10 protein-coding genes and 1 pseudogene are annotated in these 12,716 nt (G+C 73.6%); 7 read left to right on the top strand and 4 right to left on the bottom strand.

The window, feature by feature from the left end; translation table 11 throughout:
* Positions 1 to 210 precede the first annotated feature (210 nt).
* Entirely contained in the window at positions 211 to 2,673 is a 2,463-nt protein-coding gene (locus QQS16_RS22335) for a SpoIIE family protein phosphatase (protein ID WP_286063612.1), read from the bottom strand.
* 408 nt (positions 2,674 to 3,081) lie between these two features.
* On the opposite strand from QQS16_RS22335, the pseudogene QQS16_RS44010 reads away from it, so the two are divergent.
* From QQS16_RS44010 to QQS16_RS22325, 3 genes and pseudogenes are all read left to right on the top strand, one after another.
* Positions 3,082 to 3,195: pseudogene (locus tag QQS16_RS44010) on the top strand (ABC transporter ATP-binding protein); the annotation flags it as partial.
* A gap of 139 nt (positions 3,196 to 3,334) precedes the next feature.
* Complete coding sequence (locus tag QQS16_RS22330; protein WP_286063611.1) at positions 3,335 to 4,096, top strand: CAP domain-containing protein; 762 nt, start codon at positions 3,335 to 3,337, stop codon at positions 4,094 to 4,096.
* A 952-nt stretch (positions 4,097 to 5,048) separates the two neighbouring features.
* Complete coding sequence (locus QQS16_RS22325) at positions 5,049 to 6,509, top strand: helix-turn-helix domain-containing protein (RefSeq protein ID WP_286063610.1); 1,461 nt, start codon at positions 5,049 to 5,051, stop codon at positions 6,507 to 6,509.
* Between the two features lie 420 nt (positions 6,510 to 6,929).
* Here the strand turns inward: QQS16_RS22325 and QQS16_RS22320 are convergent, their stop codons facing one another.
* Positions 6,930 to 7,601 carry a lytic polysaccharide monooxygenase auxiliary activity family 9 protein gene (locus QQS16_RS22320; RefSeq protein ID WP_286063609.1) on the bottom strand — a complete coding sequence of 224 codons (672 nt, stop codon included), beginning with the start codon at positions 7,599 to 7,601 and terminating at the stop codon, positions 6,930 to 6,932.
* 384 nt (positions 7,602 to 7,985) lie between these two features.
* Between QQS16_RS22320 and QQS16_RS22315 the strand changes: the two genes are divergently transcribed.
* Positions 7,986 to 8,534, top strand: a complete 549-nt coding sequence (locus QQS16_RS22315) for a tellurite resistance TerB family protein (RefSeq protein WP_286063608.1) — start codon at positions 7,986 to 7,988, stop codon at positions 8,532 to 8,534.
* A gap of 160 nt (positions 8,535 to 8,694) precedes the next feature.
* Here QQS16_RS22315 and QQS16_RS22310 read toward each other — a convergent pair whose 3' ends face one another.
* Together QQS16_RS22310 and QQS16_RS22305 are read right to left on the bottom strand one after the other, a co-directional pair.
* Positions 8,695 to 9,168: a carboxymuconolactone decarboxylase family protein gene (locus tag QQS16_RS22310; RefSeq protein ID WP_286063607.1), complete on the bottom strand. Its 474-nt coding sequence runs from the start codon at positions 9,166 to 9,168 to the stop codon at positions 8,695 to 8,697.
* 283 nt (positions 9,169 to 9,451) lie between these two features.
* Positions 9,452 to 9,964: a signal peptide protein gene (locus tag QQS16_RS22305; protein ID WP_286063606.1), complete on the bottom strand. Its 513-nt coding sequence runs from the start codon at positions 9,962 to 9,964 to the stop codon at positions 9,452 to 9,454.
* 430 nt (positions 9,965 to 10,394) lie between these two features.
* Between QQS16_RS22305 and QQS16_RS22300 the strand changes: the two genes are divergently transcribed.
* From QQS16_RS22300 to QQS16_RS22290, 3 genes are all read left to right on the top strand, one after another.
* The gene (locus QQS16_RS22300; RefSeq protein WP_286063605.1) at positions 10,395 to 11,720 is read left to right on the top strand and encodes a hypothetical protein; all 1,326 of its coding nucleotides are present in this window, start codon (positions 10,395 to 10,397) and stop codon (positions 11,718 to 11,720) included.
* Positions 11,721 to 11,847: 127 nt separating this feature from the next.
* A complete protein-coding gene (locus QQS16_RS22295; protein WP_286063604.1) occupies positions 11,848 to 12,204 on the top strand; it encodes a PRC-barrel domain-containing protein in 357 nt (118 codons plus the stop codon).
* Between the two features lie 34 nt (positions 12,205 to 12,238).
* Positions 12,239 to 12,409 carry a hypothetical protein gene (locus QQS16_RS22290; RefSeq protein ID WP_286063603.1) on the top strand — a complete coding sequence of 57 codons (171 nt, stop codon included), beginning with the start codon at positions 12,239 to 12,241 and terminating at the stop codon, positions 12,407 to 12,409.
* Positions 12,410 to 12,716: the final 307 nt, after the last annotated feature.

The following is a 12,716-nucleotide window of genomic DNA, read 5'->3' as shown; positions in this document are numbered from 1 at the left end:
CCTGCCGTCTATTCGTGAAGAACCCTGCGGCTTCATATGTCTCAATTTTTTAGTGGATTCGCGTGGATGAGTACGGTGAGTACGGTTTTTCCCGTCCGGGACGTCTTCCCCCTGAGGAGGAGCGGCCCGTCGGGGCTCCAGCGAGGGAAGACGGAAAGATTACGGCCTGGGTTCCGGCCGGTGAACACCCTGGGCGCTTCGGCGCCGCTTTCAGGCGGAGAACGGCGGCGGGGCGGAGCCGATGTTCTGTTCCGCCCAGATCGTCTTGCCGGTGGGCGTGGGGCGGGTGCCCCAGCGCCGGGTCAGCTGGGCGACCAGGAGCAGGCCGCGGCCGCCCTCGTCGTAGGCGCGGGCGCGGCGCATGTGGGGGGCCGTGCTGCTGGCGTCCGACACCTCGCAGATGAGGCTCGCGTCGTGGATGAGGCGCAGCTGGATGGGCGGCCGGCCGTGCCGGATGGCGTTGGTGACCAGTTCGCTGACGATCAGCTCGGTGACGAACGCCTCGTCGGTCAGGCCCCAGGCCTCCAGCCGCCCGAGGGCGTGCTTGCGCGCCTCGGCGACGGCGGAGGGATCGGCGGCCACGTCCCAGGCGGCGACCCGGTCGGCGTCGAGCGCCCGGGTGCGGGCGACGAGCAGGGCGACGTCGTCGGTGGGCCGCCGGGGCAGGACGGACCCCAGCACCCGGTCGCACAGGACGTCCAGGGAGGGCGCGGGAGTGGCGAGGGCCTGGCGCAGCCGGGAGACGCCGACGTCGACGTCGTGGTCCCGGGACTCGACCAGTCCGTCGGTGTAGAGGGCGAGGAGGCTGCCCTCCCGCAGTTCGATCTCGACCGACTCGAAGGGAAGTCCGCCCAGGCCCAGCGGGGGCCCCGCCGGAAGGTCGAGCAGCTCCACGGTGCCGTCCGGGCCGGCCACGGCCGGCAGCGGATGCCCGGCCCGGGCGAGCGTGCAACGGCGGGAGACGGGGTCGTACACCGTGTACAGGCAGGTCGCGCCGACGTCTCCCGCGGTCTCCCCGTTCCCGGCGGCGCGCTCGGCGCCCTCCGCCTCGGTGGCCAGGCGGCCCACCAGGTCGTCGAGATGGGTGAGCAGTTCGTCGGGCGGCAGGTCGATGTCGGCCAGGGTGCGGACCGCGGTGCGCAGCCTGCCCATGGTCGCGGAGGCGTGGATGCCGTGGCCCACGACGTCGCCCACGACCAGCGCCACCCGCGCTCCGGACAGCGGGATCACGTCGAACCAGTCCCCGCCCACCCCGGCGCGGGCGCCCGCCGGGAGATAGCGGGAGGCGACGTCCACCGCGGTCTGCTCGGGCAGGCTCTGCGGCAGCAGGCTGCGCTGAAGGGTGACGGCGGTGGCGCGTTCGCGGGTGTAGCGCAGGGCGTTGTCGACGCAGACCGCCGCGCGGGCCGCCAGTTCCTCGGCCAGGACCAGGTCGTCCTGCTGGAACGGGTCGGGATGCCGGTGCCGGAGGAAGACGGCGACGCCCAGGGTCGTCCCGCGCGCGGAGAGCGGGACCGTCATCACCGAGTGGAAGCCGAAATCGCGGATCCGGGAGGTCCGGACCGGGTCGTGGGCCACCCAGTCGGTGATGGCGGGTTCGGTCACCTGGTGCAGCATGGCGCGACCCGATCTCAGACTGCGCACCGGCGGGGAACCCTCCGGGTACTCGTCCAGCGCGCCCGGCGCGACGACCGCCTCGGGGGTGCCCGGGTACACGGACCGGTGGGCGATGCGCCGCAGGGCGAGGGCCCGGTCCGCCGCCGGGCTCACCGGTGCCGCCTCGGGCAGGTCGTCCAGGGACGCCAGCAGGTCGACGCTGACGAAGTCGGCGAGGTCCGGGACCGCCACGTCCGCCAGTTCCTGCGCCGTGCGGGTCACGTCGAGCGTGCTGCCGATGCGCCGGCCGGCTTCCGCGATCAGCTGGAGGCGCTTGCGGGCCCAGTACTGCTCCGTCATGTCGTGCCCGGTGGTGGCCACGCCCAGGACACGGCCGTCCGCGGCCTCCAGGCGGTGGATGTGGACCGACCAGGCGTGCTCACGGGTCTCGCCGGGGGCGCGCGCGTGGTTTTCCATGTACTGCGGCTCACCGGTCCGCAGGGCCCTCTGCATCCGCCGCTCGACCTCGCCGATCGCGGGGTCGTCCAGCACGTCGGACAGCCGCAGCCCGCGCATCTCGTCGTCGCTCAGGCCCAGTGCGCCCTGCGAGGACCGGTTCGACCTCCGCAGGCGCAGGTCGGTGTCGTGCACCGAGGTCGCGCAGGACGGGGACTGGAGGAAACCCTGCCGCACGAGCGCCTCGTCGTCGGGGCGGGGCTGCGCCCCGGTCACGGCACAGACCAGGAACCAGTCGGGTGTCCCGTCGTCGGGCGTGCGGTGATGCGCCAGCACCCTGGCCTCGACGCGGTGTCCGTCGCGATGCCGCAGGGCGAGGGTGCCGTGCCATCTCGGCAGTTCCGGGAAGGGCGGGAGGTCGCTCGCCGCGGGCACCTCGGCGAGGAGTACGGCGGCCGGCCGGCCCAGTATCTGCGTCGCCGCGTAGCCGAGGAGGTGCTCGGCGCCCTCGTTCCAGCCGGTCACGGTGCCGTGTTCGTCGACGGTCGCGTGCGCGGTGAGCGCCTCGCCGACGGCATGCGGACCGGGATCCACCGCCGGCTCGTCGGTACGCCGCTCCATGGCCGCTCATCTCACTCTCGCCGAACCGGCTCTCCGTCCCACCGGGCCTCTCACCATCAGGGCCCGGCGTCGACGTGATCCACCAGGCTCCACACGTAGGGGTATGCCCGATTTTTTGCCGTTTCACCTTATTCCGTGGTACCTGCCTTGCGTCGGCGCTGGGGCATGACGAGCCCGGCAGGTGTGAGCCCCCCGCCCCGATCGCCGGGGCGGACACGTCCGCCCCGGACGGGTACGCCTCCTCCCGCCGCCCCGCCACCGCGGTGACGGAAGCCGCGGCGGCAGTCGCGCCGGTCCGACGAGACGGGGGCGCGATGATCGGACCGATGGTCGGCCGCGTGCATCGTCATAGCACTCGGCCGCTTCGGTGATCCTTTCGCCGAGGAGTGCGCCGAGGTTTTCGGCGGCCGCGAACTGTGGCAGGTCTTCCAGCGGCCCGTCGAGGAGGGCACCCCGCTGCTGGTCTCCAGCCACGTCATGGACGAGGCGGACCGCTGCGACCGGCTGCCGCAGATGCAGGACAGGTCCCCACACAAAAGGACGGAAGAAAGGGAGAAGGCACCCCGCCGAAAAAGGCCGTGTCTCCCCGGACGGAGCGGCGGAACCTGCTCGTACAAAAGAGTGGATTTCGAGCCAGAGCTGGACAAGAAAGGGGAAAGAAATGACCGGGAGGCACCGGACGACGCGCTCAGCAGCCCTGCGCGCGACTCTGCGCTCCGCTCTGTGCGCCGTTCTCGCGCTGGCGGCCGTCACCCTCCTACCTTCCTGGGCACTCGGGGCACCTGCCTGGGAACGTGCGGGCGGGCCACCGGCCTGGGCCGGTCGCGCGCCCGAGCCGCCGCCCCCGTATCGGGCGCCCCTGTGGCCGGTCCCGGCTCCCGGTCACTGGCAGGCGGAGCCGGCCGGCGGCCCGGGCCCGCGCTGGGGCTGGGGCCACCCGGCGGTCCGCCCCGAGCCGTCACGCCCCCATCGCCCCGCAAGCCACACAGCCCCGGCAGGCCCCAGAAGTCTCACACTCCCCGCAGGCCCCGCAGGCCCCGGCACCACTGAGAACCGGCTGGTCGCCGCCCTGAATCAACGTCGGGAGCGGGCCGGCTGCCCGGCCGTACGCCCGCACCGCGCGCTGCGCCGGGCGGCGCGCGCCCACAGCCTGCACATGGCGCGTCGGCACCGCCTCACGCACACCGGCGCGGACGGCAGCACGCCCGGCGAGCGGATGCGGGCCGCCGGTTACCGCCCCGACTCCGTCGCGGAGACCGTCACCGCCGGGCCCGCCGGCGCGCGGGCCGCGGTGGACGTGTGGATGCGCAGCTCCGCGCACCGCGCGATCCTCCTCACCTGCCGCTACACCCACGCGGGCGTCGGCAGGGCGACAGGCCCCGGCGGCCCCTGGTGGACGCTGGACCTGGCTTCGGGGCACTGACCTCCGGTCCCGGCCGGCGCCTGCCAGGGCCGGGTCAGGCGAGGTCGGGTCAGGCGAGGTCGGCGTCCCACCACCAGGCGATGCCGGACGCGCCCTCCACCGGGCCGGCCGGGTGCCGGACGGCTCGTCCGCCCACTCCAGGGCCAGGTCCTCCCGCTCGTCCGGCCAGGCCCAGGCTCAGGTACCGGGGGACGCGCAGTCCCCACTCGTCGTTGCCGCGGATGCCGTATCTCAGCCCTTGGAGGCAGGTGGCGAACCCGGTGTCGGCCGTCGGCCGGACGCGGCCATCCGGGTGGAGGCGCTGGTGCAGGCGGTGGAGGCGGACGCCGTGTCCTGGAAGGAGTCCGAGCGCCGGAGGTGCCGGTGGCAGCCGAGGTGTCCGCGGAGCCCGAAGTGCCCGCGGAGCCGGAGGTGCCCGCGGAGCCGGAGGTGCCCGCCGAAGCCGACCGGCCGCCGGTGCCCGTGGTGCCGCTCGAACCGGCCGCGCCGCCGGCCGCATCCGCCGCGTCCGCCGAGGACGCGTTCGCGGCGTCCGCCTGTCCCGCCCCCGTGGACGTCGGGCCGCTCGCCTCGGGCGAGGGCGCGGCGGAGACCGTGGGCGCCCGCGTGGACGGGGATCCCGCCGGTTTTTCCTCGTCGCGGACTCCCTCTGCGTTGTCGCACGCCGTCAGTGCCGGCGTGGCGGCCGTGAGCGCGGCGGCGACGAGCATGCGGGTGCGACGGGTGCGTGCGGACATGGGTATCCCCCTGATGCGGTACGGGTGTCGGCCTGGGCCGCTCGGCCGGGTGCCGGGAGCGGCGTGCTTGGATGATCCGAGCTTGTGCGGCGATCCGTCCCGGCCGCCACCACCGCCGGGACACCGGAACGCCGGAACGGTGGCAATGGCCCTGAACCGGGGGAATGACCTCCTCCTGGCAACGAGGGTCCAGGACGCGGGGAGAGGGAGGATCGGTGGCGGGGGACGAGTTCTCGGAGCTGTTAGGCCGGTTGAAGGAGCGGTCCGGGCTCAGTTACGGGGTCCTCGGGAAGCGGCTGCACACCAGTGCGTCCACGCTTCACCGGTACGTCAACGGGGACGCCGTACCGGCGGACTACGCGCCCGTCGAACGGTTCGCGCGGGCGTGCCGGGCGACGCCCGAGGAACTGGTGGAACTGCATCGGCACTGGGTGCTCGCGGATGCCCGGCGGGGCCAGAAGGCGGGCAGGACCCCGGCCGGTGCCCCGGATGGAGCCCCCGACGGTGGCCCGGCGGACGGGGAACCGCGGGCGCGGACGTCGGCGCGGACCGCGACCGGGGCGGACGACACGGCCCTACCGCACAACACGGCCGGAGCGGACGACACGGCCCTACCGCACAACACGGCCGGAGCGGACGACACGCCGGCCGGAGCCGTGGGTTCCGATGTGGTGGGGGACGCGCCGCCCGCGCTGCCCGAGGCGGAGCGGCGGGAACCGGCTCGGCCCCCCGTGGCGCGGCGGCGGCGCACCGTCCTCCTCGCCGGGACCGCCGTGGCCGCCGCCCTCGTGTCGGCCGCGCTCGTGGCGAATCTGGTGCCCGGCGACAGCGACGACGACCAGGGCGGGAAGCAGTCCGTGGGGGTCGCCCCCGAGTCCGTCGGCGCGAGCCCGCGTGACTCCGGGAGGACCGCCGCGAAGAGCCCGTCGCCCCCGCCGTCCGCCTCGCGCGACGGCGGTCCGCCGGCGTCCGCCTCCGGCTCGGCGTCCGCCACGCGCAGCGCGGGGGCCGAGGCCGGGGCCGGGGCGGGCGCGGTCCAGGGCGGCGGCTCCGCGGACGGGGCCACCGCGCCCGCCGTCGCCGTGGATCCGTACCAGTGGGAGAACCCGTGCAGCCAGCACTACCTGGTCGACGAGGAGCCCGAGCGGGTGTCTCCGCCGCCGGGTGAGCCGGACGCGCGCGGATGGGTCACCGCGCTCGGCGGGGTCGCCGGCGGGCGGCAGCTGCTGGCGCTGACCGTGCAGGGCACCGGGAAGGCCACCGTCGTGCTGAGAAATCTGCATGTGCGGGTGGTGGAGAAGGACGCGCCGCTCGCCTGGAACGACTTCGTGATGGGCGTCGGGTGCGGTGGCGAGGTGGACACGGCGGCGTTCGGGGTGGACCTCGACGCCGGGCGGCCCGCGGTCGCTCCGCTGGCCGGGCAGCGCGACTTCCCGTACAAGGTGAGCGAGTCCGATCCCGAGGTGTTCCACGTCGTCGCGGACGCGCGGGCGCACCTGGTGAGCTGGTACCTGGAACTGGACTGGTCCAGCGGCGACCGGCGGGGCACCGTGCGCGTCGACGACCACGGCAGGCCCTTCCGCACCAGCGGCAACGTGGGGCGGCCCGCGTACGCGTATCCGCTCGGTGCCTCGGAGTGGGCGCGGGACGAGTGGAGCCCGACGGTGCGGGGCTGAGCGGCCGGCCGTCTGCCGCCCCTGTGGTCGGGGCGCGGGCCCTCGGTCGGTCCCGGACGCGGACGCGGGCCTGATGCTCGTGGCACGTCCCGCACGCCGGGGCTCGCGCTCCTCTCGCGTGATCGGAGGACCTCGGCGGTCTGCTTGTCGGTCGGGCCGTCGGAAGCCCCCACCGACCAGACCCCCGCCGGGTCGCCGCCGTCCTGCGCTGTCTGGAGGACCTGCGCCGGCTGGCGTGAGTGCCTCCGGGGCGTGCGCCCGGGCGGTGGGGTCCGGGCGGTGGGGTCCGGGCGGTGGGGTCCGGGCGGTGGGGTCCGGGCGGTGGGGTCCGGGGGCCGGCCGGACGCCGTACGTCCGGCCGGCCCCCGGTGCGGTGGCCGCGGGACCGTCGCCCCGGTCCCGCGGCCACGGTCCGGTGCCTCAGGTGAAGTTGACGTCACTGCACAGGAAGTACGTCTGGTCCATGTGCGACGCCTGCCAGATCGTGTACACGACGTGCCGGCCGCTGAGGCCGGAGGTGCTCACGTCGATCGCGTAGTTCTGGCTGGGCGCGTACGCGCCGGTCCGGGCGACGAGTCGCAGGTCGCTCCAGGTCAACGGCTGGGTGGCGGGGTCGAAGCCCTGCCGGGTGACGTAGACCAGGAAGTAGTCGGCGCCGTGGCTGGCCTGGTCGTACAGCTTCACGGTGAAGTCGTCGGCGACGTCGGTCGTCTTCCAGGGACCCACGGCGTCCAGGGAGTTGTACCGGCCGCCCTCGGTCCGTCCGCCGCTGCACAGTTGACCGTCGGGGACCACCGCCTGGAAGTTTCCGGCGGACTCGTTGCGGTACAGGCCGTTCCAGTTCCACATGGCGTTCGGGTTGTCCTGCCATGCCTGCCAGCACATGGGGTCCTGCTGGGCCATGGCCGGGTTCTGGAAGTCGCTGCCCCAGCGGAGCCAGCAGCCGTAGTTGCGGGAGGCCGGGTCGACGACCGAACCGTGGGCGACGGCGGTGCCGCTCCAGGGGAGCAGACAGAGCAGTACCGCGGCGAGCGTACTCAGGACGACGGTCAGTCGCGTACCGGTCCTTCTGTCGTGATCATGACAAGACATGATCTCTCTCTTTCGAGGTGGGGGGATGCGGGGTGCGGGCCTGCGAGGTGTCACAGGGCGGGGCAGGCGGTTCCTGGCGCTGTGTGGGAGCAGGCGTTGCGTGGGAGCAGGCGTTGCGTGGGAGCAGGCGTTGCGTGGGAGCAGGCGTTGCGTGGGAGCGCTCCCGCAACGGTCAGGCTGCGCCCCGGGAAACAAGGCCGCAACATTCGATCGCGCCACTTTCAGGCCGCCCATGGCGTGTTCGATACGTTCGACACGGTGGGAGCCCGCCGCACGACCGGGGGACGCCGGCCGTGGAACTTCACAGACACCCGAGGAGTTGACAGGAGGACGCGGAACGCACGCGGACGACCGGATACATGGGCTGAAGCCGAGGTGGCACGGATGGCGATGTGGGATCGGATCAAGGACCAGGCCAAGGGTCTGCAACAGGCGCAGGGCACGCGGGGCGCCGGCGGACACGCGCGGCCGGGTGCCGGATCCGGCGGGGGATCGCGGGCCCAGCTGGTGAACACGCTGAAGTCCCAGCTCACCTCCCTCAAGTCGGAGTTGAAGAGCGGCTCCTACCGGGACGCGAGCATGGCCATGTGCGCCCTGGTCGCCGCCGCGGACGGGCAGGTCGACCCGGCCGAGCGCCAGCACGTGGAGTCCCTGATGCTGCACAACGACGTGCTGCAGAACTTCCCGCCCGACCAGCTGCGGCAGCGCTTCAACAAGCATGTCGACCAGTTGGCCTTCAACTTCCAGCAGGGCAAGGCCGAGGCCCTGCAGGAGATCGCCAAGGCCGCGAAGAAGCCCACGGAGGCCAGGGCGGTCGTCCAGACCGGCTTCGTCGTCGCGGGGGCGGACGGATACGTGGCGCCGGCCGAGGAGCAGATCCTGCGTGAGGCGTGCTCCGTACTCGGCCTGTCGGCTCAGGAGTTCGGCCTCTGACGACGCGCTGACGACGCGGCACGCGAGGGGTGCCCGGCCGGGGCCGGGGCGGGCGCACGGTACCGCGCCCGCCCCGGGCCCTACCGCAGGTGGGGCGGGCGCCTTCGCGCAGGGCGCCGGGGGCCTGCCCTCCGCCGGAGGACGGCCCCCGGCGGGCGGGTCACCCGAACTGGCCCGGCTGGTAGTCGCCGGCGGGCTGCTGGACCATGACGTTCACCCGGTTGTAGGCGTTGATGAGAGCGATGAGGGACACCAGGGCGGTGAGCTGGTCCTCGTCGTAGTGCTTGGCGGCGTTCGCCCAGGCCTCGTCCGTCACACCGCCCGCCGCGTCGGCGATCCGGGTGCCCTGCTCGGTCAGCTCCAGGGCGGCGCGCTCGGCCTCGGTGAACACCGTGGCCTCCCGCCAGGCCGCGACCAGGTGCAGCCGGGTGGGGGTCTCCCCGGCGTGCGCGGCGTCCTTGGTGTGCATGTCGGTGCAGAAACCGCAGCCGTTGATCTGGCTGGCGCGGATCTTCACCAGCTCCTGGGTGGCGGCCGGCAGCGTCGAGTCCGAGATCACCTTGCCCGCCGAGTTGACGTGCTTCAGGACCTTGGCCGCGACCGGGTTGCCGAAGAGGTTGAGACGAGCGTCCATGGTGAACTCCTGTGTCGTTCCGGGTGGTTACACCTCCTTGACGGAACGTTCCGGTCTCGATGTGACAGCCCTGGAAGTGACGTACGTCACGCTGGCACGTCCGCCCGGCCACCCGGCCACCCGGCCGCACATCCGCCCGGCCGCCTGTCCGCCCGTCCGTCCGTAACGGACGTTCGAGTCCCGGCGGCGGGGCTCCCGCCACGCCGTCGGGACGGGACGCACGACCCGGCAGGGCCCGACCGCGCGGCGGGCGGGGGTTCGTTTCCGCGCCGCGCGCGCCGGCTCAGCCGTAGAGGGCGACCCTCGGGTGGACCGTGCCCTCGGCGTCGGGGGCGACGACGGTGACGCGGTAGCGCTCGGTGAGGGTCTCGCCGCCGTGCAGCGTGCGCCTGGCGGTGGTGAGGTCGGTGAACAGGGTCCCGGTCTGACTGCCGGTCCCGACGGCTTCCCAGCAGCCGCCCGCGGTGCGCCGCTCGACCGTGATGTCCGACGGCTTCAGGAAGGGTCCCGCGTCCGGCGACTCGACCAGGAGTTGCGGGGCGACCGTCTCGTCGGCCGAGGACGCGTTGCGGTAGGTGACCGTGATCTCCTGCTTCCCGCTGTCGGCCGACAGCGGAGTCGTGGGCAGGTCCACGAATCCGGTGGGCAGGGCGGGCGTCTGCGCGGCCGGTGCGGTGGCGGGCGCCGTGGAGGTCCGCTCGGTGGCCGCCGCGGCGGGACCCGCCACGGCCAGTCCGGCCACCGTCACGGTGAGGGCCAGGAAAGCAATTCGGAGACGACTGTTCTTCGAGGACACGTTCGCTGTTCCTTCGGTTCGCTCGGACGAGGTTCGCTCGGGTGAGGAAAGGCCGCCCCGTCGGGCTGACAGCCAGGGGAGATGCCCGCGGTGACGGAGCGCGTCGCAGGCAGTGTCCGACGCCCGTCGGACCGGCCGGACGACCACGCCGGAAACCGGGCCGCCTCCGGCCGCCGGGCCCCGTGGGCGCGGCGTGCAACGCCATTGCCGTCACACCGTCTCAGAATTCCATTTCACCGCTCGTGGATATTTCGTGGATACCCTCCGGTAGCACTCCACGGGCACCTATTGCCGTCATGGCGGACTGGTAACTTCCGCTCGACCGGCGCGGGGGAACCGTCGAAGCCGGTACCAGACCTTCACAAATGAATGTGGACGGAATGCCGTGCGCGCTTCTCGTAACACCCCCGGGGAAAGGCACCCTTGGCGGGTGTCGAAGGGCCGGCGTGACCGCGCGGCCGCGTCCGGCGCGATATCCGTACTCGCGCTGGCCCTCATCACCCCGCTCGCGTCGGCGGCACTGACCGACCCGTCCGCCCCCGCCGCCCCGGCACGGGACCGGGTCACCGACACCTCCCGACTGCCCGCCGGCTGGCGGGAGTCCGACGACCGGATGGTCATCCACGACGGGGACAGCACCGGACTGCACGTCCTGGTCGCCGACGCCGCGCACGCCTACGCCTGGCGCACCGCGGCCACGCTCTCCGAGCCGGGCGTCGTCACCGACCGGTGGACCGGCCGGAGTTGCGTGACCGGGTCCGGCGACCGGGCGGTGGTGGTCTACGCGCCCCGGCCGACGGCCGCCGCCGAACAGGGCTTCCAGCCGGGCGGTTTCGCGGCCGTGGTCGACCTGGCGCACGGCACGGTGACCAAGCTCCCGCAGCTCGTGTCCCTCGCCTACGTCAACCCCGGGTGCGGCGTCGGCGAACAGGCCGTGCTGTCCCGGCCGCAGGGCGCGGGCACGCGCCTGCTGACCGTCGACGCCCGGAAGGGAAGGCTGACGCGGCAGCAGACCGTCCCGTGCGCGCTGACCTCCGCCGTGCCGTTCGGGTCCGGCATCGCGGCGGCCACCGGGGACGCGGTGGTCTCGGTGGACCGCGAGGGCCGCCTGCGCACGCTGGCCCGGACCGCGACCACGCCGACGCGGCTGGTGCCGGACGCCGACGGCGGCCTCGCCTACCAGGTCCCGGACGCCGGGAACCAGGCACGGGTCCGCCGGATCACGCGGGACGGCTCCGACCGGCTGCTCGGCTCCGGCGCCCTCGGTGGGCTGGCGCTGCGCGGCACCGGCGGCCGGGTCTTCGTGACCGGCGAGGACGCGCCGGAGCTACTGCCGGACACCGCGCTGCCGAAGAGCTGGAGGGCGCTCGCCGTCCCGGCCTCGTCCGAGGTCTCCAGCACCGGTGCACTCGCCGTGACCGGTGTCGGCGACGCCGCCCGGGCGGCCGAAGAGCCGACCGTCGAGGTCATCCCGTTCCCCGGCTCCGGCACCGGAACCCGCGCCGAGCCGGTCCACATCCGTGCCGTGTCGCCCGTCACCGGCGCGGACTTCACCTTCGAGGTGCACCCCGAGGCGCCGCGGCGGGACCAGGGCGCCGAGCGGTCGCCCGCCCTGTCCTCCCGCACCGGCGACGACGGCACCCCGTCGGCCGGCATGCGACCGGGCAACGCCGAGGACGGCCCGCAGCACACCACCCCCGACCCGGACCACCCCTGCGCCGTCTCCCGCGACGAATCCGGACTCCCGGGACCCTGACCCGGCCGGCGCCGGACGCCCGCGGGGAACCCGGGCGACATCGAGTGCGCGGGCACCGTGCAGCCCCGGTGCCGGAAGCGCCCCGCGGTCCTACGATGACAAGTGGGCCCGCAGACAGGGAGCAGGCATGATCCGTTCAGCCGACATCCGCGAGTGGCGCGACCACGACGTGGTCGACCCCAAAGGCCACAAGATCGGCACGCTCGAAGCGGTCTACGTGGACACGTCGACGGACGAACCCGCCGTGGCCACGGTCCGCACCGGCCTGCCCACCCGGCAGCGGCTGGTCTTCGTCCCCCTCGACGAGGCCGTCCTCGGACCCGGCTACGTGCAGGTCTCGTACGCCAAGGCGGAGGTACGCAAGGCTCCTTCGATCGGGACGGACGACGTCCTGCCCGCCGACCAGGAGGAGTCGATCTTCCAGCACTACGGCATGCCGTACCGGCCGGGGGTCAACGGCGAGCGCCAACTGGCGCGCCGCTGACGCCTTTCCCGTCTACCAGGAGGTGCTCGGGCCGATGGTGGTCTTCCTGCTGCTCTTCCTCGTGGCCGTCGCCCTGGGCATCATCGGCGTGGTCGCGGAGGGTCTCGGTCACCTCCTGGGCATCGGCATCGCGCTGTTCGTCGCCGATGTGGTCTTCATCACGGCCGTGGCGATCCGCCGTCTTCGGCGGCGGCCCGTGCGCTGACGCCCGCAAGGGCACCCGGGCCGGTGGAAGCCGGGCGGGGCAGGGAAGACGGACGGGCCCGGCCCAGACGCTGTGGCGCGTGCGGAGCAATATCTGTGGCGCTGGAGTGAGAAATCGACGCGACGCGCGATGAGTATTCCCGGACGGGCCGCCGGATCGGAAATTCGGGGCCCTGCACGGCCGATCACGCCATGCTACTGTCGATCTCAGTTGCAGTTGTGGTGGCCAGAAGGTTTTTTCCGACGGGCTGATCATCACGGCGACCGGGGGTTCGCACAATGCGGACTTCCGAACACCGTCCCGAAGG

This window comes from Streptomyces sp. ALI-76-A, from assembly GCF_030287445.1.
GTDB lineage: Bacteria > Actinomycetota > Actinomycetes > Streptomycetales > Streptomycetaceae > Streptomyces.
This window is presented reverse-complemented; position numbering and strand designations above follow the sequence as displayed.